The sequence below is a fragment of the Streptomyces venezuelae ATCC 10712 genome, assembly GCF_008639165.1.
In the GTDB taxonomy this organism is placed as follows: domain Bacteria; phylum Actinomycetota; class Actinomycetes; order Streptomycetales; family Streptomycetaceae; genus Streptomyces; species Streptomyces venezuelae.
The window spans coordinates 6,391,074-6,417,231 of the sequence record NZ_CP029197.1 but is presented as its reverse complement, the minus strand read 5'-3'; the positions used below and the strand labels follow the sequence as shown (position 1 = coordinate 6,417,231).

Sequence of the window (26,158 nt, the reverse complement as noted above, 5' to 3'; positions counted from 1 at the left end):
CCGCCGCGCGGCCGTGCTATTCGACGAGGGCCATCTCGTGCGGGGTGTTGTTGAAGCGGCGGCCCGCCCCGTCCTCGGTGGCGGTCACGATGTCCTCGATGCGGACGCCGAAGCGGCCGGGCAGGTAGACGCCGGGTTCGATGGAGAAGCACATGCCGGGCACGATCGGGAGCTCCTCGCCCTCGATCATGTAGGGCGGTTCGTGGGTGGTGACGCCGATGCCGTGGCCGGTGCGGTGGATGAAGTACTCGCCGTACCCGGCGTCGGTGATGACCTTGCGGGCCGCCCGGTCGACCTCCTGGCAGGCCACCCCGGGCCGTACCGCCTCGAAGCCGGCCTGCTGGGCCTCCCGTACGAGGTCGTGGACGCGCCGCTCCTCGTCGGTGGGTTCGCCGACGTGGACGGTGCGGGTGGTGTCGGAGCCGTAGCCGTGCTTGAGGCCGCCGAAGTCGAGGACGACCATGTCGCCGTGCTCGATGACCCGGTCGCCCGCCTCGTGGTGGGGGTTGGCGCCGTTGGGTCCCGAGCCGACGACGGTGAAGTCGACCTGCGAGTGTCCGAAGCGCCGCAGCAGCCCCGCGAGGTCGGCGGCGACGTCGGTCTCCTTGCGGCCGGCGAAGCGGACCTTGAGGATCTCGCCGTAGGCCCGGTCGGCGGCGGCTCCGGCGGCGGCGATCCTGGCCAGTTCGTGCGCGTCCTTGACGCCGCGGAGCATCGGCAGGGCCTCGGTGAGGGAGACGTACGAGGTGCCCGGCAGCGCCTGTTGGAGGCCGAGGAGGTGCATGGCCCAGGCGTTGTCGCTGATGCCGAACCTGCCGTCGACGTCGAGCAGCGGCGCGGTGACGGCGTACGGGTCCTTGCCGTCGGTCCAGTCGCGCAGGGTGAGCGCGGCGGCCCCTGCGGCCTTCTCGGCGTCGGGGGCCTCCAGGGTGGGGACGACGAGGACCGGTTCCTGTCCGGCTGCGAGGACGAGGACGGTGAGCCGCTCGGTGATCGCGGTGGGCTGGTAGCCGGTGAGGTAGACGAGGTCGGGTCCGGGCGCGACGACGATGCCCGCGAGTCCGGCGTCGGCGGCGGACTCGGCCGCGCGGGCCATCCGGGCCCGGTAGTCGTCCGCGGTGAAGGGCAGGGCCGCCTCGGACGCGGTCCCGGTCTCCGTCGCGGGGGCGGGGGTGCTCGACATGGGGTCTCCTTCTCGGCTCCGCTGCGTCCTGGACGTACAGCATCCTGCCGGGCGGGGACCGGGGCCGCGACCTGGTGGTCGGCGGGCCGGGAGCGGCGGGGCGCGGCGCGGGCCGCCGGGTCAGCGGCGGTCCGGGCCCTGGGCGATGAGCCGCTCCAGGAGCTCCTGGAAGTCGTCGCCGACGACGATCCGCAGGTCGCCCCGCTCCTCGTCGTGCTCGCTGAGCTGGGTGAGCGTGCCGCCGCGCCACCAGAAGACGTACGGGCTGATGGCGCCCGGCGTGTCCTCGTACCCGGAGGCGGCGAACGAGGCCATCGCGCCGAGCGCCGGGATGATCGAGGTGTCCCGGATGGGGTGGAAGGCCAGCTGGTGCCGGAACGGCATGGCGACCAGGGCGCCGTGCTCGCCGAGCGGCACGCCCGTGACCCGGCGGACCACGCCGTCCAGGTCGAGGACGCGGCTCGCGGTGTAGAAGGAGTCGCCGAGGATGATCTCGAAGCACATGCCGTCGGCGTCCCGGACGGTCTCGTGTTCCTCGACGGGCAGCCCGCGGAGGTTGCGCAGCGCCCGGTCGCGCAGCTGGGTGTGGTCGCCGAGCCGTTCGAGCGCCTCGTCGGTGAGCATCATGACGCTCTCCGGCAGGTCGAGGGCGAGGACCTCGTACAGTCCGGGGGCGACGGTCCTGGCGTACCCGAAGGCGGCCGCGTCGATGCCCTCGCCGCTGACGACGCGGGGGTAGAGCTGGGAGCGGATCTGCTCGGGCGGCAGGGTGTCGAGCGCGGAGGGGCCTTCCATGGCGCGGACGACGAGGCCGATGTGCCGGTGGATCGTGCCGGGCCAGACGCGGGGGCCGCGCCGGTCCTGGTGGCAGACGGCGGCGAGGTTGCCGAGGCCGAAGCGGCGTCCCTTGTCGTCGATGACGTGGTCGGCGTAGACGGTGACTTCCAGGCCGAGTTCGGCGAAGGTCTCCCGGACGCGGCCCCGAAAGAGCGCGGCCTCGCGCTGCGAGAAGTACGCGAACTCGGGGTCCCTCGGTGCGTCGTCGCCGTCCCGCCGGGGTCCTCGTCGCCACCACGCCACGCCCGTCCGCCTTCCGTCGCCGTTGCGCACAGGGTAGCGACTGCCGGTGTCAGGCCCCCAGCCGTCCGGTGAACCGGGCCACCGGTCCGGTGGGTGCGGGAACGCGGCCGGCGGGCCGGAGGAGTTCGGTGCGGTGGACCAGCCGGGGCGCGACGAGGGGGACGCCGACGGCGCCGGGCACCCCGGCGGCCAGCGGCAGGGGCAGCAGCGCGAGGCCGTGCCCGGCGGCGGCCAGTGCGGTGAGCGCGCGGGTGTCGGTGCCCTCGTAGCGCAGGGCGGTACGGAAGCCCCGCCCGGCGGGCCCGCCGTGCACGGACCGCAGCTCGTCGAGCGGGACTCCGGCGGCGGGCGCGTCGAGCCAGCGGGCGTCGACCAGGTCGGCGAGGCGCAGCCCGGGGCGTCCGGCGAGCGGGTGGCCGGCGGGCAGCAGGACGGCGAGGGGCTCCTCGGCGACGGGGGTGGCGGTGAGCGGGGCGACGTCGGGCAGCCGCAGCGGGTCGCTGGGGGCGGCGATGCCGTCGACGAGCCCGGCGTCGGCGTCGCCGGTGGCGACGGCCTCGGGCACCCGCTCGCGGGGCAGGGCGCACAGGGTGACGCCGGTGGCGGGGAGCGCGGCGAGGGTGCGGGGGTGCAGGGCGAGCGGGGAGGCGGCGACGCTCAGGGTGGTGCGGGGGGCGGCCGCGAACCGGTCGAGGTCGGCGCGGGCCGCGTCGAGGCGGAGCAGCAGCGCCCCGGCGTGTTCCAGGAGCCGCTCCCCGGCGGGGGTCGGGGCGACGGGCCTGCGGGTGAGCAGGGGCAGTGCGAGGTCGGCTTCCAGGGCGGCGATGTGCTGGGAGACGGCGGACTGGGTGTAGCCCAGCGCGCGGGCGGCCTCGGAGAAGGAGGCGAGCCGGGCGACGGTGACGTACGTACGGAGGAGGTGCGGGTCCATGGGGGGGGCGGCTCAGGACCCGTCGGGGGCGGTGAGGAGGGCGCGGGCGTAGTGGGTGAGGGAGCGGTTGTAGCGGGGCAGCAGGGGGGCGAGGGCGCCGAGGGCCAGTGAGGCGGCTTCGCGGTCGCGGCCGGTGTCGGCGAGGGCGAGGGCGAGGAAGGCGTCGACGGCGCCGGAGAGCGCGGCCTCGTCGGCGTCCAACTCTTCGGCGGGGATGGCGCGTTCGGCGGTGAGGAGCTCGACGCTCCGGTCGGGGCGGCCGAGGTTGCGCAGGCTGCTGGCGAGCTGGATGACGGCCCGGCGGCGGCGCAGGCCGCTGAGCCGCCGGTCCAGGGCCCGGCGGTAGAACCGGACGGCTTCTTCGGGCTCTCCGGTGGAGTCGTGGGCGGCGCCCTGTTCGAAGAGGGCGGCGGGGTCGTCGTCGGGGCGCTCGGCGGCGAGGGCGGCGACGCGGGCGCGGAAGTCGGCGGGCTCGTACGCGTCGAGGCGCTCCCAGAGGGCGGCGACGCGGTGCTCCCAGTCGTGGTCGTTCGTCATGGGGTCAGCGTATCCACCCCGCCATTAGCGTTCGTGATGCCGGATGCAGGAATCATCGTTGGACGTGAACTGGCGGCGCGGCCAAGGATGGTGCCCATGAACGACACGCACACCCTTCCTCCTCGTACCCCCCGGATCGCCCTGGTCGGCGACCGCTCCCCGCACGTCCGCTCCCACGTCCGCATTCCCGTCCTGCTCGACGCCCTCGCCGAGCGGGACGGCCTCGCCCTCGACGCGTACTGGATTCCGACCGGGGACGCGGCCGCGCCCGGCGCGGTGCGGGGCTTCGACGCGGTGTGGGTGCTGCCGGGGAGCCCGTACGAGAGCGAGGCGGGCGCGCTCGCCGCGATCCGCACGGCCCGCGAGGACGGCGTCCCCTTCCTCGGCACGTGCGGCGGGTTCCAGCACGCGCTGCTGGAGTACGCGCGGGACGTCTGCGGCCTGACGGGCGCGGCGCACGCGGAGAACGACCCGTCGGCGGACGAGGGCGACCTGCTGATCGCGCCGCTGGCCTGCTCCCTCGTGGGGCACGAGGGGGTCGTACGGGTCACCCCGGGCTCGCTCGCCGAGCGGGCCCTGGGCGCGGAGCGCACCACCGAGCGCTACCACTGCAACTACGGCCCCGACAGCCGCCACCTGGACACCCTGCGGGCCCACGGGCTGCGGTTCACGGGCGCGGACGAGGAGGGCGGCATCCGCATCGCGGAGCTCCCCTCGCACCCCTTCTTCCTCGCCACCCTCTTCCAGCCGGAACTCGCGGGCGACGGCACCCGCCCGCATCCGCTGATCCGGGCGCTCGCGGTGGCGGCGACGAGGCACGCGGAGGGCGTCAGCGGGACGTGAGCGGGCGCGGGTCCTAGCTCAGGGTGACCGGGACGTGAGCGGGCGCGGGTCCTAGCTCACGGTGACGACGAGGTCGGCGCGGGCCCGGCCGGGGGCGACGAGGCGGGCGTTGGCCTCGTCGGAGTCGTGGACCCAGCGCTCGGCGCGGTCGCGGTCCTTGCCGAAGCGGACGTGGCGCTCGACGAGCCGGGACACCCGGCGCCGGTCGTCCAGGTCGAGGTACCAGGCCTCGTCGAGGAGGGGCCGGACGCCGGCCCAGGCGCCCGCGTCGTGCAGCAGGTAGTTGCCCTCGGTGATGACCAGGGGGACCTCGGGCCCGACGGGGATCGCCCCGGCGATCGGCTCTTCGAGGGAGCGGTCGAAGGCGGGCGCGTAGACGGTCGTGCCGGGTTCGGGGGCGCGCAGCCGGGCGAGCAGCGCGGTGTACCCGGCGGCGTCGAAGGTGTCGGGCGCGCCCTTCCTGCCCGCCCGGCCGAGGCGTTCCAGTTCGGCCTGGGCGAGGTGGAAGCCGTCCATGGGGACGAGGACGGCGCGCCCGCCGAGGTGGGCGACGAGCCGCTCGGCGAGCGTGGACTTCCCCGCTCCGGGCGGCCCGGCGAGCCCGAGGACCCGGCGGTCCCGCCCCTCGGCGAGGGCCCGTGCCCGGGCGGCGAGGCGGTCGAACTGCTCCACGTCCATGCGGGGCATTCTCGCACCGGGCGGGGCCGCCACGAGGGCCTTCGGGCCCGGAATCGGGCACGGGGGCGGCCGTGGCGGCGGCCCCCGGCCGGTCCGGAACCGGCCGCGACCCTCGTCCGCCCCTCCCCCGACCCTCGTTCGGACCCTCCCATCCGGGCCGGAACGACACGGGTCGGCGCGGGTGGTTTGCTACTGCTTCCGCGTATTACGTTGGGGTAATGCCGTCCATCGCACTCGTGACCCTCGTCGTCCGTGACTACGACGAGGCCATCGCCTTCTACACCGACGCCCTCGGCTTCGAACTGGTCGAGGACACCGACCGGGGTGGCGGCAACCGCTGGGTCGTCGTCCGCCCGCGCGGCGCGGCCGGCGTCGGCGGCCTCGGGAACGCGGGCCTGCTGCTCGCCCGCGCGAAGAACGAGGCCGAGGAGGCGTCCGTCGGCAACCAGACGGGCGGCCGGGTCGGCTTCTTCCTGCACACCGAGGACTTCGCCCGCGACCACGAGCGGATGACGGCGGCCGGGGTGAAGTTCATGGAGGAGCCGCGCCACGAGCCCTACGGCTCGGTCGCCGTCTTCGAGGACCTCTACGGCAACCGCTGGGACCTCCTCCAGCCGGCGGACCCGGCGGCGTAGCCGACAAGGAGCTCCGGATCTCCGGCCGTTGCCGGATCCGGTCCCCCGAAAACCGCTGTCGCGCGGCCCGTCAACCTCCCTACACTCACGTCTCGGCCGCACCGATCCGTGCGGGCCGTGAGACGTCCGTAACCGAGGGGAGCCGACCGTGCGCAGCCGCCGTGCCGCCGTCGTGTCGCCCTCCCGTGCCCGGTACGACGTGATCCTCGCCTCTCCCTCCGGCCGGTGGCGGCTGCGCGCCCGCCATCGCCGACCCGTGACGCCGCCGCCGTCCGTCTGACGGCCCGTCGTCCGGGAATCGCGCTGCCCTGTCTTCATCCAGCAGCAGCGAAAGGCACGACACCGTGCGTACCACCCAGCTCACCGGCCTCGTCCGCAACCTCGGCATCCTCGCTCACGTCGACGCCGGCAAGACCACCGTCACCGAGCGCTTCCTGTACCTCACCGGCGCCACCCACAAGCGCGGCGAGGTCCACGACGGCACCACCGTCACCGACTTCGACCCGCAGGAGCGGGACCGGGGCATCACGATCTTCGCCGCGGCCGTCAGCTGCGACTGGGCCGGCCACCGGATCAATCTGATCGACACCCCGGGTCACGTCGACTTCTCCGACGAGGTCGAGCGCTCGCTGCGCGTCCTCGACGGCGCCGTCGCCGTCTTCGACGCCGTCGCGGGCGTCGAGCCGCAGAGCGAGACGGTGTGGCGGCAGGCCGACCGGCACGGCGTCCCGCGCCTCGCGTTCGTCAACAAACTGGACCGCGCGGGCGCGGAGCTCGACAGCGCCGTCGAGTCGATCCGGACCCGGCTCGGCACCGTCCCGCTCCCCGTCCAGCTGCCCATCGGCCGCGAGGACGGCTTCACCGGCGTCGTGGACCTGGTCAGGATGCGGGCGTACGAGTGGGCCGACGGCGCCGACACGTACACCGACCTGCCGGTCCCCGACGACCTCCGCGACGAGGCGCTGCGCCGCAGGCGACATCTGGAGGAGACCGTGGCGGAGCTCCACCCGGGCGCCCTCGACGAGTTCTGCGAGCGGTCCGCGCTCTCCGAGGCGACGCTGACGGGTGCGCTGCGCGACCTCACCCTCGGCGGTGAGGCCGTGGTCGTCCTCTGCGGCTCCGCCTACCGCAACCGGGGCGTGGAACCGCTCCTCGACGCCGTCGTCGCCTACCTTCCCGCGCCGGCGGACATGCCTCCGGTACGCGGTGAGGTCCCGGCGGACCCGACGGCCCCGTTCACCGCGCTCGCGTTCAAGGTGAGCGCGACCGCCACCGGCCGCTTGACGTATCTCCGCGTCTACGCGGGCACGCTCGGAAAGGGGGACACCGTGCTCGACACCACCACCGGCCGCACCGAACGGATCGCCCGCGTCCTCCGGGTCCAGGCCGACCGGGCCACCGAGGTCGACGTGGCGCGCGCCGGTGACATCGTCGCCGTCGTGGGCCCGAAGTCCGCCCGCGCCGGGGCGACCCTGTGCGACCCGGCCGCGCCGGTCGTCCTCGAACCGCCCACGACCGCCGACCCGGTGGTCACGGTCGCGGTGGAGGCCCGCCGCGGCACCGACACCGGCCGCCTGGCGACGGCCCTCGCCCGGCTCTCGGAGGAGGACCCGTCGCTCGTCGTGCGGTCCGACCCGGAGACGGGTCAGACGGTGCTGTCCGGCCTCGGCGAACTGCACCTGGAGGTCGCGGTGGAGAAGCTGCGGCGCGACCGGGGGCTTGAGGTCACGGTCGGCCGTCCGCAGGTCGCGTACCGGGAGACGGTGACGAAGGGCGTCACGGGTCTGCTGTACCGCCACGTCAAGCAGGACGGCGGCGCGGGCCAGTTCGCCCATGTCGTCATCGACGTCGAACCGGCGCCCGACGGGACGGAGTTCGCGTTCTCCTCGGTGGTCACGGGCGGCCGTGTCCCGCAGGAGTACGTCCGCGCGGTCGAGGCCGGCTGCCGGGACGCGCTCGTCGAGGGTCCGCTCGGCGGCCACCCGGTGACGGGGGTGCGGGTGACGCTCACGGACGGGGCCACGCATCCGAAGGACTCTTCGGAGATGGCGTTCCGCACGGCGGGCAGGTTCGCGCTGCGCGAGGCGCTCCGCGCGAGCGTGGTGACCCTCCTGGAGCCGGTGGCCGATGTGACGGTCACCGTCCCGGCGGAGTCGGTCGGCGCGGTCCTCGGCGATCTCGCGGCCCGCCGCGGCCGGGTCACGGACCAGACGACCCGCGCCGGCACGGCGGTGGTGGAGGCGACGGTGCCGCTGGCCGAACTCTTCGGCTACGCGTCCCGCCTCCGCGGCCGCACCCAGGGCCGGGGCACCTTCACGACCCGCCCGGCGGGTTACGCGCCGGCGCCGTAGGCCCGGTCCGGGGACGCTCCTTGAACCATCAAGGAGCGTCCCCGGCACGCGAGTTGCACGAGGGCCGGAGTGGGGCGAACCTGGTGGTGGAGACGCGTGCAGGCGCCTGCGGACAGCAGCCTCCGTCGATCCCACCCAACCAGAACGGAGCCCCGCCATGGTTCTGGTGCATCTCGAATGCAGGGCCCCCGATGCCGGAAAGAAGTACCTCGCCGGCACCTACACCCAGGGCACGGTTTCTCTGCGGAACAGGGAAGATCCGGGTACGCGATGGGAGATGAACCACCTGGGCAACAATCAGTTCACGTTCCTGTGCGTCGAAGAGCTGGACCTGACCAACTTCTTCGACGTCCTCGACTCGTTCAACGAGACCCGCTATCTCGACGGGAACACGGCCACCGGCGCCGTCCAGCTCGCAAAGAACACCAATCCGCCGTTCACGGGCACCCGCTGGCTCCGCTCCAACGGCCCCGAGGACTCGCTCGTCTTCACCTGCCTCGGCGCGCTCGACGGACCCCGGATGCTCGACGGCTGGCCGGGCCACGACACCGTGCAACTCCGGCCTGACACCACGTTCCTGGGGACGAGGTGGATCACCGGGACGCCCTTCTGACCCACCGCCGGTTCAGGGAACCACGAGGTCGAGCTCGGCACGTACCGTCTTTCCGACCGGTACGCGGTCGAGCACGGCCCACCGTGAGGCGAGCGCCTCGACGAGGAGCAGGCCCCGCCCGCCCTCGTCGAGCGGGCCCCGGGTCGTGGCGGCCGGCCGCCGTTCGCCCCGGGTGTCGGAGACGTCGATCCGGAGCCGCAGCCCGGGCGTGTACGAGAGCGTCAGCTCGAAGTCGCGCCCGGGCACCCGGCCGTGCGTGACGGCGTTGGCGGCGAGTTCGGCGACCAGGAGCGCGGCCGTGTCGGAGGCCTCGGAGCCGTACGGGATCCTCCAGCGGTCGAGCTGGTGGAGGGTGAGCCGGCGGGCCAGCCGGGCGCCGCGCGGGGTCGAACTGAAGCGCTGGGTGAACACACGTACGGTGACGGGCGCTTCGCGGGTCACGGGGGAGGTCATGGGGCCAATGTGGCGCCGCCCGAGGGCAGTTACCAGCTCAGAAACTCGTACGCTGCCCAGCGTACGGGTTCACACTCTGGACTGTACCGGTAACTATCAGTGAGCCTTGTTCCGTTCAGCGCGAGCACACGGGTACGGAGGTGGCGGGGTGACGGACGAGGTTCCGAAGGGAAGCGAACCGGAGACGTCGGAGAGCCTGAAGGCTTTCGGGGAGGTGGTCAAGGTCTTCCGCAAACGCGCGGGCCTGACCCAGGAACAGTTCGCCCCGCAGGTGGGCTACTCGGTCCCCATGATCGCCTCGATCGAACAGGGCCGGCGCCTGCCGTCGAAGGAGTTCGTGGACCGCGCGGAGGAACGGCTGGACGCGTTCGGGGTGATCCGCGCGGCGGCGAAACACCTGACGCGGAGGGCGGGGCTGGCGAAGTGGTTCGAGGGGTTGGCCGAACTGGAGCCCCACGCCGTGACGCTGTACACCTACGAGAACCGGCTCGTGCCAGGCTTGTTCCAGACCCCCGCGTACGCCCGGACGCTCTTCGAGGAACAGATCCCGGCGATGGGCGACGACAAGATCGAGTCCAGCCTGGTCGCCCGCATGGAGCGGGCGAGCCTCCTCACGGAACGCCCGGAGACGATCTTCAGCTTCATCATCGAGGAGCACGCCCTGCGCCGCCAGGTAGGCGGCCCGGCGGTGATGGGCGAACAGATCGACCACGCCCTCGGCCTCTGCGGGCGGCGCAACATCGACGTCCAGGTCATGCCGCAGTCGCGCGGGCACCACGCGGGTCTCGGCGGACCCCTGCGCCTCCTGGAGACCGAGGAGAACTCCTGGTACGCCTACTGCGAGGGCCAGGAGACCGGCCAGCTCATCTCCGACCCCAAAGTGGTCAGCATCCTCCAACAGCGATATGCCAGGATGCGAGCACAGGCTCTGTCACCTGAAGAGTCCGTGAGCCTGCTGCGGGAGATCCGAGGAGCACTATGAGCACCACTGACCTGGCCTGGTTCAAGAGCAGCTACAGCAGCGGCAGCGGCGACGACTGCGTCGAAGTCGCCCTCTCCTGGCACAAGTCCAGCTACAGCTGCGGTGACGGCGGCAACTGCGTCGAGGTCGCCTCCTGCCCCTCCACCGTCCACGTCCGCGACTCCAAGAACCCCGACGGTCCGCAGTTCGCCGTGGCGCCCGGCGCCTGGACGGAGTTCCTCGCCCGGCTGGCGTGAGAACGCGTCTGGCAGGATGCGTGTACCTGCCCTCCACCGCATCTGGACGGGCCGGTACACGCACGACGCGAGGAGCGCAGACCAGATGAGCACGACGCCCGGCGGGTACCTCTCCGACCTCTTCTCCCTCGACGGGCGCACCGCCCTCGTCACCGGCGGCAGTTCCGGCATCGGCCGGGCCATCGCCGGCGCCCTCGCCCGCGCCGGGGCGAGCGTGGTCGTGCTGGCGCGCAAGGAGGCGGAGCTGACCGCGACCGTCGAGGAGCTGACGGCCGACGGCTGCCGCGCGGCCTGGGTGAGCGCCGACCTGAGCACCCGCGAGGGGATCAAGGCGGGCGCGGAGGCGGCCGCGGCCGTCTTCGGTGAGCCCGACATCCTGGTCAACTCCGCGGGCATCAACCTCCGTCCGCCGTTCGGCGAGCTCGACGACGAGGTCTGGGACACGACGATGACCGTGAACCTGGAGGCGCCGTTCCTCCTCGGCCGGCGTTTCGGTCCCGGGATGGCCGAGCGGGGCTTCGGCCGGATCATCCACATCACCTCGCAGCAGGCGCACCGCGCCTTCGTGCAGAGCGGTGCGTACGGGGTGTCCAAGGGCGCCCTGGAGTCACTGGCCCGTTCGCAGGCGGAGGCCTGGTCCCCGAACGGCGTCACGGCCAACACCCTGGTCCCCGGCTTCGTCATGACCGCGCTCAACGAGCGGCTCTCCTCCGACCCGGAGAAGGTCGCCGCGCTCGCCGCGCGCACGATGGTCGGGCGGAACGGGCTCGCCGAGGACTTCGCCGGCGCGGCCGTCTTCCTGGCGAGCACCTCCTCCGCGTACGTCACGGGGCAGTCGCTGTTCGTGGACGGCGGCTTCTCCGTCCACTGAGGCGGTGGCGGCCCCGGGGGTCAGCAGATGGTGCCCGGGGCGGCCGCCGTGGCCTTCAGGAGATCGCGTACCAGGTCGAAGTCGACGCGTTCCGGTTTCCGGAACCGCAGGCAGCCCTTGCCCATGTCCTGCTCGGCCAGCCGCTCCTCGAAGGCCTCCCGGACGTCGCTCCGCATGAGGTAGAAGGAGATGCACTGCCGCTGGCTCGCGAAGGCGATCTCGGCCGTGCCGTTCCGCTCGTACGCGGGCATGCCGTACGCCATGACCTCTTCGAAGCCCGTGAGCTCCGCCCGGCACAGCCGCCGGAGCCTCGTCAGGGCCTCCCTGCGGTCTTCCGGCACCTCGGCCAGGTATCCGTCGACGTCTTCCGCGCTGCTCCGCACCATGCCGTGAGCTTAGAGCGGCGGCGCGGGGTCGTCCGGCAGCCAGTCGCGGGTCGGGTCGTACTCCAGCCAGCGGCTCCGGCCCGCCTCCCCCGCGCAGGCCGCCGCGAGGCCGCTCAGGCCGGGGTGGGGGTTCCCGGTGCGCCACAGGAGCGACCAGGCGTACATCGGGGTCGGGTCGACCAGCGGGACCGAGCGCAGTCCGGGGACGTCCGGCAGGGGGACGTCGGCGGGCAGCAGCGAGAAGCGGCGCGGGTCCGCCGCCACCTCGGTGAGAAAGGGGGCGAGGCCCAGGTTCACGCTGCCGGCCCGCTCGCGGACGCCGAAGCGGTCGGCGAACCGGCGCAGGAAGTCCAGCCGGTCGAGCGCCCCCGGCGCCCACAGCACGCTGTCGCGCAGCTGCTCGGGCCTGAGCGCCGGCTCGGCCGCGAGCGGGTGGCCGGCGCTCAGTACGGCGTCGACGGGTTCGAGCCGGACGAGACGGTGGGTCAGACCGGTGGGGAGCGGCGGGTGCACGCGTCCGAAGGCCGCGTCGATGTCGCCGTGCAGCAGGGCCGCCGACACGGCGGGCAGGTCTCGGCCGTGGCCCAGCTCCAGTTCCCGTGCCGGTCCGGCGACTTGGCGCAGGGTCCGCATCGGCGCGTACAGGTGGCCCCACACGTCGACGCGGAGGGGGCGTTCCTCACTCGCCACGGCCGCGACGGCGTCGTCGGTGGCGGCGAGGACCCGGCGGGCCGGGTCGAGGAGGCGGCGGCCCGCCTCGGTGAGGGCGACGCCGTGGCCGAGGCGCTCGAACAGCCGCGTACCGAGCAGTGATTCCAGCCGGGCGATCCGCTTGGAGAGGGCCTGCTGGGTCAGGGACAGGTCGGCGGCCGCCCGGCCGAAGTGCGCCTCGCGGGCGGCGTGCACGAAGGCGCGCAGCTGCGCCGTGTCCAGATCCACGCCGCCCACCTTAGGAGACAACCGTTGGTTGTCGGGCTCTCCCGCCGGTTGTTGGATCACCGGGGGTTCGACGGCTTGCATCGTCCCCATGCGACAACTGATTCCCACGGGGGACGCGCTGCGGCCGGTGGAGTTCACCGAGGCGCCCCAGCCCGTCCCCGGGCCCCATGAGGCGCTGGTGAAGGTCGAGGCGTTCGCGCCCAACCGCGGCGAGACGTTCCTGCTGGAGCGGCCCGCCTCCGGGCTGCTCCCCGGCAAGGACATCGCGGGGCTCGTCGTCCAGGCGGCGGCGGACGGCTCGGGCCCCGGCATCGGCACCCGCGTCGTCGGGCACCCGCCCCACGGCGGGTGGGCCGAGTACGCCGCCGTCCCCACCCACTCACTCGCCGTCCTCCCGGACGGCATCGACAGCGTCCGGGCGGCGGCCCTCCCCCTGGCGGGGATCACCGCCCTGCGGCTGCTGCGGACCGCCGGGTCCCTGGCCGGCGCGCGGGTCCTGCTGACCGGCGCCTCCGGCGGGGTCGGGCACTACGTCACCGAGCTGGCGGCCGCCGCGGGGGCCGAACTGACCGTGGTGACGGCCACCCCCGAGCGCGGTGCGCGGCTCGCCGAGCTGGGCGCGGCCGAGGTGGTGCACGAGGTCGCGGACGCCCGCGGGCCGTACGACGTCGTCCTGGAGTCCACCGGCGGCCCGCACCTGCCCGTGGCCGTGTCCAAGGTCCGGCCGGGCGGTCTCGTCGTCTGGTTCGGCCAGGCGAGCCGCACCCCCGCCACCCTCGACTTCTTCGAGCTCCTCGGCGGGCCCGAGCGCGTCACGATCCGGCACTTCCACTACGCGGGCGCCCCGTACGGCCGCGACCTCGCCGCGCTGGTGCGGCTTGTGGAGCGGGGGCGGCTGCACCCGGAGATCGGCCGGACGGCGGACTGGTCGGAGACCGCGGACGTCCTGGTCGACCTGCGGGAGCGCCGGGTGCGCGGCAAGGCCGTCCTCACGACGGGGGCGACCCGGACGGCGGGGCAGCCCGCGACGACAGGGGCGGCCCGGGCGGCAGGCCACCCCGCGACGACAGGAGCGACCCGGACGGCGGAGCGCCCCGCGACGACAGGAGGGACCCGATGAGCGTGGCCGAGTTCGTCGACGCACAGTGGTCCCGCGCCCTCGGCGCGGGCCTCGACCCGCAGGAGTACCGGCGGGTCACCGAGGACCTGGCGTCCGTCGCCGACTGGGGTCCCGCCTTCCGGCGGACCGCACGCGACCACGTGCGGCGCGCGGAGCAGGCCGGGTCCGCCCGGTCGGCGGGTGAGTTCCTGCTGACGGCGGCCCGGTGGTTCCATGTCGCGACCCTCGCGCCGTACGAGGAGGCCGACGCGGCCGCGGCGGAGGCGGACAACGCCCTGGGCCGGGGTCTTGCGCTCCTGGAGCCCGGGGCACGCCGGATCAGCGGCCCGGAGTTCACCGGCTGGCTGCGCGGCCCCGCCGACGCGCCCGGCACCGTGATCGTCGTACCGGGTCTGGACTCGGCCAAGGAGGAGTTCCTCGACCTCGCGTCCGCGCTGCTCGCCCGGGGCCTCGCGGTGTTCGCGATGGACGGGCCGGGGCAGGGGGTGCTGCGGGCCACGACCACCAAGCGGGCGGACTACCACCAGGTCGTCGGCCGGGTCGTCGACGCCCTCGGCGTTCCCCGCGTCGGGGTGGTCGGGCTCAGCCTGGGCGGCTACTACGCGGCCGAGACCGCAGCGCTCGAACCCCGGGTGGCCGCCGTCGCGACCGTCAGCGGTCCCTTCCGGCTCGACTGGGCAGAACTGCCCCAGCCGGTACGGGACATCCTGATCCGGCGCACCGGCGGGGAGGAGGCCGCCCGCGCGTTCACCGGCCGGGTCGACCTGAGCGGACTGGCCCCGCGGATCGAGGCCCCGCTGCTGACCGTCGACGGGGCCCGGGACGTCATCCCCGGCGTGACGAACGGGGAACCGCTGGCCCGCCTCGCACCGCGCGGCGCCTACGTCTGCGTCCCGGAGGGCGACCACCTCCTGGGCAACGCCCGGGCGGCGTGGCTGCCGCTGCTCGCGGACTGGATCACCCACACCCTGACAGGAGCCCGCGCGTGAACCGCTTCACCGGCAGGACCGTCCTCATCACCGGCGGCACCAGCGGCATGGGCCTGGCCACCGCGCACCGGCTGCTCTCCGAGGGCGCGCACGTCGTCGTCACCGGCAGGACCCGCGACCGGGTGGACGCGGCCGTCGCCAAGCTCGGCCCGCGCGCCTCGGGCGCGGTGGCCGACGTGGCGGACCTCGGCGCGGTGGACGCGCTGATGGACCTCGTCGGGGAGCGGCATGGCCGGCTCGACAGCGTGTTCGCGAACGCGGGCGCGGGGACGTTCCTGCCGTTCGAGGAGATCACGGAGGCGGCCTTCGACCGGACGGTCGACGTCAACCTGAAGGGGGTGTTCTTCACGGTGCAGAAGGCGCTGCCGCTGCTCGTGGACGGCGGATCGGTCGTGATCAACGCCTCGTGGACCCTGCACCGCGGCAACAGCGTCCTGACCCTGTACTCGGCGACCAAGGCCGCCGTGCACAACCTGGCCAGGACCCTCGCCGCCGGCCTCGCGCCGCGCGGCATCCGCGTCAACTCCGTCAGCCCCGGTTACATCGACACCCCCATGTACCCGGCGGCCTCGCTGAGCGAGGCCGAGGCGGCGGCGGTGACCGGCGGGATCGTCGCCGGGCGCTTCGGGCGCCCGGAAGAGGTGGCGGCGGCCGTGGCGTTCCTCGCCTCGGCCGACGCCTCCTACGTCAACGGCCAGGACCTCGTCGTCGACGGGGGCCTGGTCGGCTCCGTCAGCCCGCCTCCGGCTCCAGCCGGAGCGAGATCGAGTTGATGCAGTACCGCTGGTCCGTCGGGGTGGGGTAGCCCTCGCCCTCGAAGACGTGGCCCAGGTGGGAGCCGCAGCGGGAGCAGCGGACCTCGGTGCGGACCATGCCGTGCGAGGTGTCCGCGATCAGTTCGACGGCCGAGCTGTCCTTCGGGTCGTAGAAGGACGGCCAGCCGCAGTGCGACTCGAACTTCTCGGTCGAGGTGAACAGCTCCGCGCCACAGGCCCGGCAGGAGTACACGCCCTTGGTGGTGGTGTCGGTGTACTCACCGCGGAAGGCGGGCTCGGTGCCCGCCTGGCGCAGCACCTGGTACTCCGCCGGGGTCAGCTCCGCACGCCACTGCTCGTCCGGCTTCTCGACGTCGTACGCCATGAGCTCGCTCCCTCTGCTACTTCGACAGGTGGTCCAGGATCAGCGGGCCGAGGTCCGTGACGTCGCCCGCGCCCATGGTGAGAACGAGATCGCCGGGCCCGGCCATTCCCGCCACGACACCCGGCACGGCCGCCTTGTCGTGGACGGCCGTGACGTCGGCGCCCGCCTGCCGCGCGGCGGCGATGATCAGCTCGCTGGTGATGCCCGGGATGGGGTCCTCACGCGCCGGGTAGATGTCGAGGACGACGGACGCGTCCGCGAGGGCCAGCGCGTCGCCCATCTCCTTGCCCAGTTCCTGGGTGCGGGAGAAGAGGTGCGGCTGGAAGACGACCAGGAGGCGGGAGGCCCCGGCGGCGCCGCGCATGGCCTCCAGGTCCGCGGTCATCTCGGTGGGGTGGTGCGCGTACGAGTCGATGACCTGGACGCCCTTGGCCTCGCCCTTGAGCTGGAGGCGGCGGCCGACGCCGGTGTAGGCGGTGAGGGCCTGGGCGAGCTCGGCCGGGTCGATGCCGACGCGGGCGCCGGCGGCGAGGGCCGCGGCGGCGTTGTGGGCGTAGTGGCGGCCGGGCACGGAGACGGTGAAGGTGTGCTCGACGCCGTCGAGGGCGACCGTCACCTCGCTCTTCATCCCGTTCGGGACGATCTTGAGGATGCGGGCGTCGGAGTCCTCGGACTCGCCGACCGTGACGATGTCGAGGCCCTCGCGGTCGGCGACCCGGCGGGCCAGCTCGCGCGCGCCGGCGTGCTCGCCGACGACCAGGGTGCCGCCGGGGCGGATCTTGGCGGTGAAGGCCTCGAAGGACTCGTAGATCTCGTCCATGGAGGCGTAGTTCGCGTGGTGGTCCAGCTCGACGTTGAGGACGATCGCGACCTCGGGGTCGTACTTCTGGAAGCTGCGGTCGCTCTCGTCGGCCTCGGCGACGAAGACCTCGCCGTCGCCGTGCAGCGCGTTGGTGCCGGGGCCCGCCAGGTCGCCGCCGATGGCGTACGAGGGGTCGAGACCGAGCTCGGTGAGCGCGACGGCCAGCATCGAGGTGGTGGTCGTCTTGCCGTGCGTACCGGCGACGGCGATCGCGCGCAGGCCGTCCATGAGGGAGGCGAGCGCGTCGGAGCGGTGGACGACGGGGATGCCGAGCTCGGCGGCGCGGGCCAGCTCGGGGTTGTCGGCGCGGATGGCGCTGGAGACGACGACGGCGGAGGCGTCGTCGGCGAGGTGCTCGGCGGCGTGGCCGATGTGCACGGTGACGCCGAGGGCGCGCAGCGACTCGGCGGTCGCGGATTCCTTGGCGTCGCTTCCGGCGACCTTGGCTCCGCGCTGGGCGAGGATCTTCGCGATGCCCGACATTCCGGCACCGCCGATGCCGATGAAGTGCGGCCGTTCCATGGCGGCAGGGATGGCGGGTGCCATGCGGATCTCTCCCCGGGGTTCGACGTGCTTGGAGGTCCCCAGCCTAGTGGCTCCGCCCGGGTGGCCCCGGCGGCGGCGACGGGGCCGGGCGCGTGGCGCGGCGGCCTCGCGGCGGGGGGCGCGGTGGCTGTGCATCGGGGGGCGCGCTCGCCGTGTGGTGCCTGGCACGGTGGCCCGCACCGCCCGGCGCGGTGGCCGGGTCCGGCTCGGGTCCGCGCCCCCTGCACGGGGCGCGGACCCGGGCCGCCGCGGCTACTCGCCGGCTTCCTCGCTGTGGGCGAAGAGCTTGAGGACGGGGACGCCGACCTTGTGGCGGGCCCGGGAGGCCCAGTCGCGGTGGAAGAACTCCTCCACGTAGTGCGGGGCGGTGAGGACGATCACCTCGTCCGCCGCGGACTCGTCGACGACCGCCTTCATCTTGTCGAGAGGGTGGTCCTCGACGACCTGGCCGACCGCCTCGCAGCCGGCGTTTCTCAGGGCCCGGAGGGAGTACTCCAGGGCTTCCTCGGCGGGGACCCTGGCCGCCTTGCCCTCCGGCTCGTCGCCCTCTCGCGCCGCTTCCTTCAGTTCGCCCATGGCGACGTCGTCGATGGCACGCAGCAGTACATCGGCCTGGTCACCACGCGGCTGCATCAGAACGATGAAGGACATGCCCTCGTCGCCGTGCAGCGTGGTGACGAACTCCACGTCGACGGACGTGAGGGGCTTCTCGATCATCAGAACGCTTGTGAACACCTCAGGAGCCCTTCTGCGGAAACCATCCTTCCCCGTGCCCGCACGGGGTCTGCGACAGTAAGTGTGCCCAGCGGACGGTAAGCGGAACGACAAATTCCGCCGATTGTCAGATCCGACGGTAGCGGGTGAAGAGGAAGCCGTCCTGCTCCAGCACGGAAGCCACCTGGAAGCGTGTCGGCACGGCCACCGCGGGGCCGCCGGCGATCCGCTGGGCGGCCCCCGAGGTCATCGTGGGCGAGACCGTCAGACAGAGCTCGTCGAGGGCGTCCGCCGCCACGAACTGCCCGAGCAGCCGGGGCCCGCCCTCGGTCAGCTGCCGCCGCAGACCGCGCTCCGCGAGCACCGCCCTCGCCCGGGCCGGCTCCACCCCGGCCCCGTCCCCGGCGACCAGCACCTCGGCACCCGCCGCCCGCGCGGCCGCGACCCGCTCGGCGGGCGCGGCGGCCCCGGTCAGGACCAGGGTCGGCACCAGCGGCTCGGTGAAGAGCGGAAGCGAGAAGTCCAGGTTCAGGGAGGCGCTGACGACGGCGATCGCGGGGGCCGGGCCCTGCCCCGCGGCCTCGCGCCGCGCGGCGAAGGCCTCACGCGCGCGTGCCGGGCGGTAGCCCTCCAGTCGTACCGTTTCGGCACCGACGACGACCACGTCGGCGAGGGCCCGCAGGGTGCCGAAGATCCGCATGTCCTCCTCGGAGGAGAGCGGCTGGGAGCGCCCGTCGTGCTGCCCGGCACCGTCGAGCGAGGAGACCATGTTGGCCCGCAGCCAGGCCCCGTCCCCGGCCTCCCCGCCGGCCCCCGCGGCCCCGGCCGACGGCAGCTCGGGGTACGCGTAGGCATCGGCGAGCTCGTCCAGGGACCACTCGCGGCCGGCGGTCTCGGGCTCTGTCATGTCCGTCACAGGCAGCAGTCGTCGCATCCTTCGAGTCTGACATGGCGCTTACAGTGGGGAACTGTGTCGACCCGTGCCCTCACCGAAGCCGCTTCCGCCCCGGCGGCCCCGCTCTCGCTCTGCTCCCGAGAGCCCCACGTCCCCGCCGACCGGCTCGTCGCCGAGATGGTGCCGCCGCCGCGCTTCGACTCCGTACGGTTCGACACCTACCTCCCGGACCCGAACCAGCCCAGCCAGACTGAGGCTGTCAAGGCGCTGAGCACCTTCGCCGAGGGACTGGGCGGAGCGCACGCCTCCGGCGCCGGGAAGCGCCGCTGGTTCGCCCGCAAGCCGGCCGCCCCCACCGGGCCGCGCGGGGTCTACCTCGACGGCGGCTACGGCGTCGGCAAGACCCACCTGCTCGCCTCGCTCTGGCACGCGACCCCCGCCGAGCCCGCCCTCAAGGCCTTCGGCACCTTCGTCGAGCTGACCAACCTGGTCGGCGCGCTCGGCTTCCAGCAGACCGTGAAGACCCTCAGCGGGCACCGCCTCCTCTGCATCGACGAGTTCGAGCTCGACGACCCGGGCGACACCGTCCTCGTCTCCAGCCTGCTCGGCAAGCTCGTCGAATCGGGCGTGGCGCTCGCCGCCACCTCCAACACCCTCCCCGGCAAGCTCGGCGAGGGCCGCTTCGCCGCCGCCGACTTCCTCCGCGAGATCCAGGGGCTCTCCGCCCACTTCCGCCCGCTGCGGATCGACGGCGAGGACTACCGCCACCGCGGGCTGCCCGAGGCCCCGGCCCCGTACTCCGACCAGGTCGTCACGGAGACCGCGTACGCCACGCCGGGCGCCTCCCTCGACGACTTCCCGCACCTGCTCGAACACCTGGCCAAGGTTCACCCGAGCCGGTACGGCGCGCTCACCGACGACCTCGCCGCCGTCTGCCTCACCGACGTCCAGCCCGTCCCCGACCAGTCGACGGCGCTGCGCCTGGTCGTCCTGGCCGACCGGCTCTACGACCGCGAGATACCCGTGCTCGCCTCCGGACTGCCCTTCGACCGGCTGTTCAGCGACGAGATGCTGAACGGCGGATACCGCAAGAAGTACTTCCGGGCGATCTCCCGGCTCACCGCGCTCGCCCGCGACGCCAAGGGGCTTGTGGCGCAGTAGGTTGGAGGCCATACCCGATCGAAAGGGATCCACCATGGCCACCGTGCGTCACGCCCACACCGTCTGGCAGGGCGACCTCCTCAAGGGTTCCGGCGTCGTCACCCTCGACTCCTCCGGTCTCGGCTCATACGACGTCTCCTGGCCGGCCCGCACCGAGGAGCCGAACGGGAAGACCAGCCCCGAGGAGCTCATCGCCGCCGCGCACTCCTCCTGCTTCTCGATGGCCTTCTCGAACATCCTGGCCAAGGCGGACGCTCCGCCGGCCCGCCTGGAGACCAAGGCCGACGTCACCTTCCAGCCGGGCGAGGGCATCACCGGCATCCACCTGACCGTGCGCGGCGAGGTCCCCGGCCTGGACGCGGACCAGTTCCAGGCGCTGGCCGAGGACGCGAAGAAGAACTGCCCGGTGAGCCAGGCGCTCACCGGCACGAAGATCACCCTCACCGCCGAGCTCGCCTGACACCACGTCAGCACCGGCGCCACACGAGGCAGTTGTGGCCCGCATGGTTCACGTGTCACCACCGTGCGTGATACACACATGCGGGTCACGCGTCACACACACCACCTGTCTGTCCGCCAGCAGAAAGTGGGTTGCTGCCTCATGTCCGCAACACGACGTCAGATCCTGTCCCGCACCGGCGCGTCCGTCGCCGGCATCGCCTTCACCGGCGCCCTCTCCGAACTCTTCGCCGGCAGCGCGGCCGCCGCCGGGCGCCGCGGCGGCTACGGCCCGCTCGTGCCCGACCCGGCCGGACTCCTCGACCTCCCGGCCGGCTTCCGCTACAAGGTCCTCTCCCGGCAGGGCGAACCGCTCCGCTCCGGCGAGGGCCTCGTGCCCAGCAACCCCGACGGCATGGGCGCCTTCGCCGGCCGCCGCGGCCGCGTGCACCTCGTCCGCAACCACGAGAACCGGGTCACCGGGAAGATCGGCGTCCCCACCGTCCCCGGCCTGACGTACGACCCGGCCGGCAAGGGCGGCTGTACGGCCCTGGAGCTCGACGGCCGGAACAACGTCCTCGGCGAGCGGGTCGCCATCGCCGGAACGGCCGTCAACTGCGCGGGCGGGCCGACCCCCTGGCGTACCTGGCTGACCTGCGAGGAGACCGAGGACAAGGCGGGGACGAACGGCTACACCAAGGACCACGGCTTCATCTTCGAGGTCGACGGGGCCGACCCGCACCGCACCGGAGCCGTCCCGCTCACCGCGATGGGCCGCTTCCAGCACGAGGCGATCGCGATCGACCCGGCGAGCGGCATCGTCTACGAGACGGAGGACGCCTTCGAGCGCCCCTTCGGGCTCTTCTACCGCTTCCTGCCGAACCGGCCGCTCGGTGGTACGGGCTCGCTGCGGGCCGGCGGGGCCCTGGAGGCCATGCGGGTGCCCGGCGTGGCCGACCTCTCGGTGGTCCAGGAGGCCGGCACCCGGTTCGAGGGCGTCGAGTGGGTTCCCGTACCGGATCCGCTCGCGGCCGAGACCCCGATCAGGCTCCAGGACTTCGGCCCCCGGGGCATCACCCACGCCCAGAAGCTGGAGGGCTGCTACTGGGGCGGCCGGGCCGTGTACTTCGTGTCCTCCTTCGCGCGCGTCAAGGACGGCTCGGGCGCCACCCACTTCGGCCAGGTGTGGAAGTACGAGCCGCACCGGCGCCGGCTCACCCTCGTCGTGGTCTTCGGCCCGGACACCGACATCCAGCTGCCCGGCGAGTCGCCGGACAACATCTGCCTGGCGCCGAGCGGCGGCCTGATGGTCTGCGAGGACGGCGACGGCGCCCAGCACGTCTTCGGGGTGAGCGAGCGGGGCGAGGTGTACGCGCTGGCCCGGGGCAGGCAGAACATCGGCACGACCGAGGCGCCGGAGTGGGGCGAGTTCGCGGGCGTCACGTTCTCGCCCGACCGGGAGACCATGTACGTCAACTGCTACACGCCGGGCACGACGTTCGCCGTGACGGGCCCGTGGTGCTGACCTGACCGCCGCCCGGCCGCCCGCACTCGCGGGCGGCCGGGTTCCGGCGCAGGATCGGGGGAGGACGAGGGCGCGGCGGAAGGGGCACGCGGTGGCGAAGAGGGACGGGAAGAAGGACGACGGTAAGCGAGAGGGGAGGAAGCAGGACGGCGGGAAGAAGCACGGCGGGACGCGGGACGGCGGGAAGAAGAAGGACGGCGGGGCGAAGCCGGAGCGTCGGGAACCGTCCGTGCGGGAGCTGCTCCGCGTCCCCGGGGGCGAGCGGATCGACCTCGCCTCGTACGACGCGGCGGCGACCCCCGGAGGCCCCGCCGGCAAGGCGGCCGGCCTGGCCGCCACCGCCGCCCTCGGCCCCCGGCTCGCCGACCTCCAGGAGCGCCTGTACGCGTCGAGCACGGCGGGCGACCGACGCCGTGTCCTGCTGGTCCTCCAGGGCATGGACACCAGCGGCAAGGGCGGCACGGTCAAGCACGTCATCGGCCTCTTCAACCCCTCGGGCTGCCGCATCCGGGCCTTCAAGGCCCCGACCCCGGAGGAGCGGAACCATCCCTTCCTCTGGCGGATCACGAAGGCGCTCCCCGAGCCGGGCGAGATCGGCATCTTCGACCGCTCGCACTACGAGGACGTGCTCATCGCGCGGGTGCGGGAGCTGGTCCCGCGCTCGCAACTGGAAGGCCGCTACGGCCAGATCAACGACTTCGAGCAGTCCCTCGCCGACGACGGGGTGACGCTCGTGAAGGTCTTCCTGCACATCTCGTACGAGGAGCAGCGCAGCCGTCTCCTGGAGCGCCTGGACAATCCGGAGAAGCACTGGAAGTTCAACGTGGGCGACATCGAGGAGCGCGCGCTGTGGCCGGCGTACCAGGAGGCGTACGAGCTCGCCCTGGAGCGCTGCGCGACGGACGAGACGCCCTGGTACCTGGTCCCCGCGGACCGCAAGTGGTACCGCAACTGGGCGATCAGCAGGCTCCTGCTCGAACACCTGGAGGCACTGGACCCGACGTACCCGCCGGGTGACTTCGACGTGGCCGAGAGCCGACGGCGGCTACTTGCCTCGTGAGCGGCGGCGCCAGTCGCCGACGGCGTCCCGCAGCGCCCGGGACGCCCCGAGGTCGAGCAGGCCGAGCCGGCCCTGCTGCGCCATGGTCCTGAGGAGCCAGTCCAGCAGGACGGTGTCGCGCGGGTGGTTCAGCCAGACGGCGAAGGTGGTCATGAGCCTCGTGTCGTCGAGCCAGGTCACCAGGTCGAACAGGGTCTCGATCTGCGCGCCCGTCAGCTCCAGGATCACCACGCCGAGCCGTACCTCGTCCGCCTCGGGACGGTCCGGCAGGGCGGCGGCGAGGACGAGGGCCGCCATGTCGTGCCGGCCGGCCTCCGCGAGGCCGACCGCGACCCGCAGGCCGAAGTGGTCCCCCCGCCGCCCGCGGGCCAGGGTCTGCGCCACGCGGAACAGCCGCGGCGGCGCCGAGGAGCCGGAGAGGGCGGCCGTGACGAGGCCGACGGCGTCCGCGTCGCTCCGCGTCCGGGACACCGCCTCGGCGAGGACGCGGTCGCTCTCCGAGTCGGAGAGGGTCTCGGCGTTCCGCAGTCCCTGATGGACGACGGCCGCGTTCCGGGTGGTGACCCGGGCGGCCACCGCGGTCGTCCACGACTCCTGGATCCTGCTGCGCCCCTGCCAGGCCACCTCGGGGGCGAAGGCCAGCACGTCCGGCAGAGGCCTCAGCCGGGCGACGTCGGCGACGAACGCCACCGCCGGGGTGAGCCCGGCGGTCTCCTTCACCCAGTCCAGCAGCTCCACCGTCTCCGCCAGCGGCCGTGACCAGGCCGCCTCCGTCAGCTCACGGCTCGCCTCGGGGAAGTCCTCCTCCTCCCACAGCGCCACCAGCTGTTCCTTGAACGCCGCCAGGGGCAGGTTCCCGGCCGACGGGGCGCGCCGCGAGAGTTCCTCCTCAAGGCCCAGCACCTGCTCGCGCAGCTCCTCGCCGTGCCGTTCGGCGTCCGCGCGGAGGTGTTCGGCGTCCCTCAGGTCCTCGCGCAGGCGGGCGACCTCGCGGAGCAGGTCGTCCTGGATGCGGGCGAGGTCGGCGCGCTCGGCGCCCCAGTCGAGGCGGAGCCGGGTGAGGTCGTCGGCGAGGTGACGGACTTCGGCCTCCTTGCGCTCCAGGAGGGTGTGCAGCGCCTCGATGTTGCGGTCGGCGCGCTGGGCGTCCCGGCGCGAGCGGGCCAGTTCGCCGCGCAGGGTCTCCAGCTGGAACTCGTCCGGGTTGCAGACCCGCAGCGCGTCGAGCCGCTGGTTGCGGAGGGCCTCCTTCGCCTCCGGCTGGAGGGGGGCGCCGAGGTGCTCCTCGACCTCCCGCACCAGGCGGTCGACGAAGTCCTGCGGAGCGAGCCGGCGGCCGGAGAGGTAGCGGGAGACGGCGGACTTGTCGAGGTGGACGCGGTGGGCGTACTGGCTCTGCGGGATGTCCAGGCGCTTGAACAGGTCCGTCAACACCTTGCCGAGCGCGGCGACCTCGGGGACGCCGCCCCGCTCGATCTCCGACGAACTCCCCTGCGTGCGGGCGAGTTCGGTCATCGCACACCTCCCCCTCGGCCGTTGCCACGGGACCGGCAACGGTTGCGGCTTTCGCAACGTACCCGACGGCGCGGACGGTGGGGGCCGACTCATCCACACCTCCGAAGGAATCCGATGCGTACTCTCCGGTGGGCCCAGCGGGCCCTCATCGTCCTGGTGGCGACGCTGCCGCTGCTCCTCGTGACGCTCGCGTTCGTGCCGGCGTTCCTCGTGCTTCCGTTCCGGCGGGAGCGGGCGGCGCAGGCCGAGGCGATGGTGCGTCAGCTCAGCGCGTGGACTCGGGGGCTGCTGCTGTCGAGTCGCGAGCGTTAGACACTTTGATCGGTTAACTTCCGATCGTGAACACTTCTGTACGAAACCTGGCGGCGCTCGGTCTTCTGGGCGCCGTCCTCGTCGGCTGCGGCCAAGGCACCCCCGAGACCGCGGCGGCCCCCGCGGCGAAGCAGCCGACCGCCGCCGGCACCAGCCCCTCACCCCTGGCGAGCGCGGCACCCGGCCCCGGGAAGCCCGCGGCCGGCCGCACCGCACCGCCCACCATGGCGCCGGGACCCGGCGGCCGCACGCCCGTCTACAACCGCCGGACGAAGGGCGCGGAGAAGGTCGTCGCGCTGACCTTCGACGCCGACATGACGGCCGACCAGGGGCCCAGGGCCGCGCGCGGCGAGCACTTCGACAACCCGCAGCTCATCGCCACCCTGCGCCGGCTCAAGGTGGACGCGACGGTGTTCATGACGGGCCGCTGGGCGGAGGAGTACCCGGACCAGGCGAAGTCCATCGGCGGCGACCCGCGCTTCGAGATCGCCAACCACTCGTACAGCCACTACGCCTTCGCCTCCCCCTGCTACGGCCTGCCGACCGTCGCGGGCCCCGACATGGCGGCGGACGTCCAGCGCGCCTTCGACGCGTTCCGCGACGCCGGGGCCGTGCACGTCGTCCCGTACTTCCGCTTCCCCGGCGGCTGCTACGATGACGCGGCCCTCCGCGCGCTCGCCCCGGCGGGGGTGACGGCCGTCCAGTGGGACGTGGTCAGCGGCGACGCCTTCGCGAAGGACCCGGACGCGGTCGCCGACCAGGTCCTGGACGGCGTCAGGCCCGGCTCCCTGGTCGTCATGCACTGCACCCGCAGCGCGGCCCCCGTCACGGAACAGGCCGTCCGCCGCATCGTCCCGGAACTCCGAGCCCGCGGCTACCGCTTCGTGAAGGTCTCGGAACTGATGGGCGGCTGAGGCGGCTAGCCCGAGCAGGACTGGCGTTCCGCCTCCTGCCACTCGCACACCGGGCACAGGGTGATGCCCTTCGTCGACTCCGGGTACTCGGTCGGCTCCTGGCAGAGGACGCAGACGGCGAACGGTCCCTCGGCCGCCGTCCCGGACGTCGGGGCGGGCGTCGGGGCGGGTCCGGGGGCGCAGTACGACGCCGACTCGTGCGACGTGGTCTCGTGCGACGTGGTCTCGTACGGCATGGACTCGTTCATA

31 protein-coding genes are annotated in these 26,158 nt (G+C 73.5%); 17 read left to right on the top strand and 14 right to left on the bottom strand.

Annotated features, from left to right (window positions below):
- Positions 1–16 precede the first annotated feature (16 nt).
- The 4 genes from DEJ43_RS29555 to DEJ43_RS29540 all read right to left on the bottom strand — a co-directional run bounded on the left by DEJ43_RS29555 (position 17) and on the right by DEJ43_RS29540 (position 3,731).
- Complete coding sequence (locus tag DEJ43_RS29555) at positions 17–1,183, bottom strand: aminopeptidase P family protein (protein ID WP_015037070.1); 1,167 nt, start codon at positions 1,181–1,183, stop codon at positions 17–19.
- Positions 1,184–1,303: 120 nt separating this feature from the next.
- The gene (locus tag DEJ43_RS29550; protein ID WP_015037069.1) at positions 1,304–2,263 is read right to left on the bottom strand and encodes a DUF1444 domain-containing protein; all 960 of its coding nucleotides are present in this window, start codon (positions 2,261–2,263) and stop codon (positions 1,304–1,306) included.
- 49 nt (positions 2,264–2,312) lie between these two features.
- On the bottom strand, positions 2,313–3,194 hold the full coding sequence (locus DEJ43_RS29545) for a LysR family transcriptional regulator (protein WP_015037068.1): 882 nt from the start codon (positions 3,192–3,194) through the stop codon (positions 2,313–2,315).
- Between the two features lie 12 nt (positions 3,195–3,206).
- The gene (locus DEJ43_RS29540; protein ID WP_015037067.1) at positions 3,207–3,731 is read right to left on the bottom strand and encodes a tetratricopeptide repeat protein; all 525 of its coding nucleotides are present in this window, start codon (positions 3,729–3,731) and stop codon (positions 3,207–3,209) included.
- 96 nt (positions 3,732–3,827) lie between these two features.
- Between DEJ43_RS29540 and DEJ43_RS29535 the strand changes: the two genes are divergently transcribed.
- Positions 3,828–4,574: a CTP synthase C-terminal region-related (seleno)protein gene (locus DEJ43_RS29535; protein ID WP_015037066.1), complete on the top strand. Its 747-nt coding sequence runs from the start codon at positions 3,828–3,830 to the stop codon at positions 4,572–4,574.
- A gap of 51 nt (positions 4,575–4,625) precedes the next feature.
- On the opposite strand, the gene DEJ43_RS29530 is transcribed toward DEJ43_RS29535, so the two are convergent.
- Positions 4,626–5,261, bottom strand: a complete 636-nt coding sequence (locus DEJ43_RS29530) for a nucleoside/nucleotide kinase family protein (protein WP_078508779.1) — start codon at positions 5,259–5,261, stop codon at positions 4,626–4,628.
- A gap of 209 nt (positions 5,262–5,470) precedes the next feature.
- Here DEJ43_RS29530 and DEJ43_RS29525 point away from each other — a divergent pair, with 209 nt between their 5' ends.
- The 4 genes from DEJ43_RS29525 to DEJ43_RS29515 all read left to right on the top strand — a co-directional run bounded on the left by DEJ43_RS29525 (position 5,471) and on the right by DEJ43_RS29515 (position 8,851).
- On the top strand, positions 5,471–5,887 hold the full coding sequence (locus tag DEJ43_RS29525; protein WP_015037064.1) for a VOC family protein: 417 nt from the start codon (positions 5,471–5,473) through the stop codon (positions 5,885–5,887).
- Between the two features lie 148 nt (positions 5,888–6,035).
- Positions 6,036–6,167, top strand: a complete 132-nt coding sequence (locus tag DEJ43_RS38640; protein ID WP_015037063.1) for a hypothetical protein — start codon at positions 6,036–6,038, stop codon at positions 6,165–6,167.
- A gap of 64 nt (positions 6,168–6,231) precedes the next feature.
- Entirely contained in the window at positions 6,232–8,238 is a 2,007-nt protein-coding gene (gene fusA, locus DEJ43_RS29520) for an elongation factor G (RefSeq protein ID WP_015037062.1), read from the top strand.
- 157 nt (positions 8,239–8,395) lie between these two features.
- Positions 8,396–8,851, top strand: coding sequence for a vWA domain-containing protein (locus tag DEJ43_RS29515; RefSeq protein ID WP_015037061.1), 456 nt, complete (start codon positions 8,396–8,398; stop codon positions 8,849–8,851).
- 12 nt (positions 8,852–8,863) lie between these two features.
- On the opposite strand, the gene DEJ43_RS29510 is transcribed toward DEJ43_RS29515, so the two are convergent.
- Positions 8,864–9,304, bottom strand: coding sequence for an ATP-binding protein (locus DEJ43_RS29510; RefSeq protein ID WP_015037060.1), 441 nt, complete (start codon positions 9,302–9,304; stop codon positions 8,864–8,866).
- A 148-nt stretch (positions 9,305–9,452) separates the two neighbouring features.
- Here DEJ43_RS29510 and DEJ43_RS29505 point away from each other — a divergent pair, with 148 nt between their 5' ends.
- The 3 genes from DEJ43_RS29505 to DEJ43_RS29495 all read left to right on the top strand — a co-directional run bounded on the left by DEJ43_RS29505 (position 9,453) and on the right by DEJ43_RS29495 (position 11,393).
- A complete protein-coding gene (locus DEJ43_RS29505; protein ID WP_015037059.1) occupies positions 9,453–10,286 on the top strand; it encodes a helix-turn-helix domain-containing protein in 834 nt (277 codons plus the stop codon).
- Positions 10,283–10,522, top strand: coding sequence for a DUF397 domain-containing protein (locus DEJ43_RS29500; protein ID WP_015037058.1), 240 nt, complete (start codon positions 10,283–10,285; stop codon positions 10,520–10,522). The genes DEJ43_RS29505 and DEJ43_RS29500 overlap by 4 nt, the downstream gene beginning before the upstream one ends.
- An 85-nt stretch (positions 10,523–10,607) precedes the next feature.
- Entirely contained in the window at positions 10,608–11,393 is a 786-nt protein-coding gene (locus tag DEJ43_RS29495) for an SDR family NAD(P)-dependent oxidoreductase (RefSeq protein WP_041663029.1), read from the top strand.
- 20 nt (positions 11,394–11,413) lie between these two features.
- On the opposite strand, the gene DEJ43_RS29490 is transcribed toward DEJ43_RS29495, so the two are convergent.
- Both DEJ43_RS29490 and DEJ43_RS29485 read right to left on the bottom strand, forming a co-directional pair.
- The gene (locus DEJ43_RS29490) at positions 11,414–11,779 is read right to left on the bottom strand and encodes an iron chaperone (protein ID WP_015037056.1); all 366 of its coding nucleotides are present in this window, start codon (positions 11,777–11,779) and stop codon (positions 11,414–11,416) included.
- 9 nt (positions 11,780–11,788) lie between these two features.
- Complete coding sequence (locus tag DEJ43_RS29485; protein WP_041663028.1) at positions 11,789–12,718, bottom strand: LysR family transcriptional regulator; 930 nt, start codon at positions 12,716–12,718, stop codon at positions 11,789–11,791.
- Positions 12,719–12,806: 88 nt separating this feature from the next.
- Here DEJ43_RS29485 and DEJ43_RS29480 point away from each other — a divergent pair, with 88 nt between their 5' ends.
- The 3 genes from DEJ43_RS29480 to DEJ43_RS29470 are packed head-to-tail and all read left to right on the top strand — an operon-like array spanning position 12,807 to position 15,600.
- A complete protein-coding gene (locus DEJ43_RS29480) occupies positions 12,807–13,838 on the top strand; it encodes a zinc-binding dehydrogenase (protein ID WP_015037054.1) in 1,032 nt (343 codons plus the stop codon).
- Positions 13,835–14,827: an alpha/beta hydrolase family protein gene (locus DEJ43_RS29475; RefSeq protein ID WP_015037053.1), complete on the top strand. Its 993-nt coding sequence runs from the start codon at positions 13,835–13,837 to the stop codon at positions 14,825–14,827. The genes DEJ43_RS29480 and DEJ43_RS29475 overlap by 4 nt, the downstream gene beginning before the upstream one ends.
- Positions 14,824–15,600 (top strand): SDR family NAD(P)-dependent oxidoreductase, encoded by a 777-nt coding sequence (locus DEJ43_RS29470; protein ID WP_015037052.1) that lies wholly within the window; start codon positions 14,824–14,826, stop codon positions 15,598–15,600. Before DEJ43_RS29475 ends, DEJ43_RS29470 begins: the two co-directional genes overlap by 4 nt.
- Here the strand turns inward: DEJ43_RS29470 and msrB are convergent.
- The 4 genes from msrB to DEJ43_RS29450 form a co-directional block, all read right to left on the bottom strand.
- Positions 15,560–15,967, bottom strand: coding sequence for a peptide-methionine (R)-S-oxide reductase MsrB (msrB, locus tag DEJ43_RS29465; protein WP_015037051.1), 408 nt, complete (start codon positions 15,965–15,967; stop codon positions 15,560–15,562). The two genes, DEJ43_RS29470 and msrB, sit on opposite strands and share 41 nt — an antisense overlap.
- A gap of 16 nt (positions 15,968–15,983) precedes the next feature.
- Complete coding sequence (gene murC, locus DEJ43_RS29460; protein ID WP_015037050.1) at positions 15,984–17,375, bottom strand: UDP-N-acetylmuramate--L-alanine ligase; 1,392 nt, start codon at positions 17,373–17,375, stop codon at positions 15,984–15,986.
- Between the two features lie 252 nt (positions 17,376–17,627).
- On the bottom strand, positions 17,628–18,110 hold the full coding sequence (locus DEJ43_RS29455) for a hypothetical protein (RefSeq protein ID WP_041663027.1): 483 nt from the start codon (positions 18,108–18,110) through the stop codon (positions 17,628–17,630).
- A 106-nt stretch (positions 18,111–18,216) separates the two neighbouring features.
- Positions 18,217–19,023 (bottom strand): pyrimidine reductase family protein, encoded by an 807-nt coding sequence (locus DEJ43_RS29450; protein ID WP_015037048.1) that lies wholly within the window; start codon positions 19,021–19,023, stop codon positions 18,217–18,219.
- Positions 19,024–19,059: 36 nt separating this feature from the next.
- On the opposite strand from DEJ43_RS29450, the gene zapE reads away from it, so the two are divergent.
- The 4 genes from zapE to DEJ43_RS29430 all read left to right on the top strand — a co-directional run bounded on the left by zapE (position 19,060) and on the right by DEJ43_RS29430 (position 23,168).
- Positions 19,060–20,145 (top strand): cell division protein ZapE, encoded by a 1,086-nt coding sequence (zapE, locus tag DEJ43_RS29445; protein WP_015037047.1) that lies wholly within the window; start codon positions 19,060–19,062, stop codon positions 20,143–20,145.
- 34 nt (positions 20,146–20,179) lie between these two features.
- The gene (locus DEJ43_RS29440) at positions 20,180–20,605 is read left to right on the top strand and encodes an OsmC family protein (RefSeq protein ID WP_015037046.1); all 426 of its coding nucleotides are present in this window, start codon (positions 20,180–20,182) and stop codon (positions 20,603–20,605) included.
- Positions 20,606–20,746: 141 nt separating this feature from the next.
- On the top strand, positions 20,747–22,108 hold the full coding sequence (locus DEJ43_RS29435; RefSeq protein ID WP_015037045.1) for an alkaline phosphatase PhoX: 1,362 nt from the start codon (positions 20,747–20,749) through the stop codon (positions 22,106–22,108).
- Positions 22,109–22,337: 229 nt separating this feature from the next.
- The gene (locus tag DEJ43_RS29430) at positions 22,338–23,168 is read left to right on the top strand and encodes a PPK2 family polyphosphate kinase (RefSeq protein ID WP_051026201.1); all 831 of its coding nucleotides are present in this window, start codon (positions 22,338–22,340) and stop codon (positions 23,166–23,168) included.
- Here DEJ43_RS29430 and DEJ43_RS37630 read toward each other — a convergent pair.
- On the bottom strand, positions 23,154–24,683 hold the full coding sequence (locus DEJ43_RS37630; protein ID WP_041663026.1) for a hypothetical protein: 1,530 nt from the start codon (positions 24,681–24,683) through the stop codon (positions 23,154–23,156). The two genes, DEJ43_RS29430 and DEJ43_RS37630, sit on opposite strands and share 15 nt — an antisense overlap.
- Before the next feature lie 114 nt (positions 24,684–24,797).
- On the opposite strand from DEJ43_RS37630, the gene DEJ43_RS29420 reads away from it, so the two are divergent.
- Positions 24,798–24,995: a hypothetical protein gene (locus tag DEJ43_RS29420; RefSeq protein ID WP_015037042.1), complete on the top strand. Its 198-nt coding sequence runs from the start codon at positions 24,798–24,800 to the stop codon at positions 24,993–24,995.
- A 47-nt stretch (positions 24,996–25,042) separates the two neighbouring features.
- Complete coding sequence (locus DEJ43_RS29415; RefSeq protein ID WP_041664334.1) at positions 25,043–25,909, top strand: polysaccharide deacetylase family protein; 867 nt, start codon at positions 25,043–25,045, stop codon at positions 25,907–25,909.
- Positions 25,910–25,914: 5 nt separating this feature from the next.
- Here DEJ43_RS29415 and DEJ43_RS29410 read toward each other — a convergent pair whose 3' ends face one another.
- On the bottom strand, positions 25,915–26,145 hold the full coding sequence (locus DEJ43_RS29410) for a hypothetical protein (RefSeq protein ID WP_051026199.1): 231 nt from the start codon (positions 26,143–26,145) through the stop codon (positions 25,915–25,917).
- Positions 26,146–26,158: the final 13 nt, after the last annotated feature.

Excerpts from the sequence above, each read along its gene's own strand:
- DEJ43_RS29555 (WP_015037070.1), bottom strand. The coding sequence starts at position 1,183 with ATGTCGAGCACCCCCGCCCCCGCGACGGAGACCGGGACCGCGTCCGAG.
- DEJ43_RS29545 (WP_015037068.1), bottom strand. The coding sequence starts at position 3,194 with ATGGACCCGCACCTCCTCCGTACGTACGTCACCGTCGCCCGGCTCGCC.
- DEJ43_RS29540 (WP_015037067.1), bottom strand. The coding sequence starts at position 3,731 with ATGACGAACGACCACGACTGGGAGCACCGCGTCGCCGCCCTCTGGGAG.
- DEJ43_RS29535 (WP_015037066.1), top strand. The coding sequence starts at position 3,828 with ATGAACGACACGCACACCCTTCCTCCTCGTACCCCCCGGATCGCCCTG.
- DEJ43_RS29530 (WP_078508779.1), bottom strand. The coding sequence starts at position 5,261 with ATGCCCCGCATGGACGTGGAGCAGTTCGACCGCCTCGCCGCCCGGGCA.
- DEJ43_RS29525 (WP_015037064.1), top strand. The coding sequence starts at position 5,471 with ATGCCGTCCATCGCACTCGTGACCCTCGTCGTCCGTGACTACGACGAG.
- DEJ43_RS29515 (WP_015037061.1), top strand. The coding sequence starts at position 8,396 with ATGGTTCTGGTGCATCTCGAATGCAGGGCCCCCGATGCCGGAAAGAAG.
- DEJ43_RS29510 (WP_015037060.1), bottom strand. The coding sequence starts at position 9,304 with ATGACCTCCCCCGTGACCCGCGAAGCGCCCGTCACCGTACGTGTGTTC.
- DEJ43_RS29500 (WP_015037058.1), top strand. The coding sequence starts at position 10,283 with ATGAGCACCACTGACCTGGCCTGGTTCAAGAGCAGCTACAGCAGCGGC.
- DEJ43_RS29495 (WP_041663029.1), top strand. The coding sequence starts at position 10,608 with ATGAGCACGACGCCCGGCGGGTACCTCTCCGACCTCTTCTCCCTCGAC.
- DEJ43_RS29490 (WP_015037056.1), bottom strand. The coding sequence starts at position 11,779 with ATGGTGCGGAGCAGCGCGGAAGACGTCGACGGATACCTGGCCGAGGTG.
- DEJ43_RS29480 (WP_015037054.1), top strand. The coding sequence starts at position 12,807 with ATGCGACAACTGATTCCCACGGGGGACGCGCTGCGGCCGGTGGAGTTC.
- DEJ43_RS29475 (WP_015037053.1), top strand. The coding sequence starts at position 13,835 with ATGAGCGTGGCCGAGTTCGTCGACGCACAGTGGTCCCGCGCCCTCGGC.
- msrB (WP_015037051.1), bottom strand. The coding sequence starts at position 15,967 with ATGGCGTACGACGTCGAGAAGCCGGACGAGCAGTGGCGTGCGGAGCTG.
- murC (WP_015037050.1), bottom strand. The coding sequence starts at position 17,375 with ATGGCACCCGCCATCCCTGCCGCCATGGAACGGCCGCACTTCATCGGC.
- DEJ43_RS29450 (WP_015037048.1), bottom strand. The coding sequence starts at position 19,023 with ATGCGACGACTGCTGCCTGTGACGGACATGACAGAGCCCGAGACCGCC.
- DEJ43_RS29440 (WP_015037046.1), top strand. The coding sequence starts at position 20,180 with ATGGCCACCGTGCGTCACGCCCACACCGTCTGGCAGGGCGACCTCCTC.
- DEJ43_RS29435 (WP_015037045.1), top strand. The coding sequence starts at position 20,747 with ATGTCCGCAACACGACGTCAGATCCTGTCCCGCACCGGCGCGTCCGTC.
- DEJ43_RS37630 (WP_041663026.1), bottom strand. The coding sequence starts at position 24,683 with ATGACCGAACTCGCCCGCACGCAGGGGAGTTCGTCGGAGATCGAGCGG.
- DEJ43_RS29420 (WP_015037042.1), top strand. The coding sequence starts at position 24,798 with ATGCGTACTCTCCGGTGGGCCCAGCGGGCCCTCATCGTCCTGGTGGCG.
- DEJ43_RS29410 (WP_051026199.1), bottom strand. The coding sequence starts at position 26,145 with ATGCCGTACGAGACCACGTCGCACGAGACCACGTCGCACGAGTCGGCG.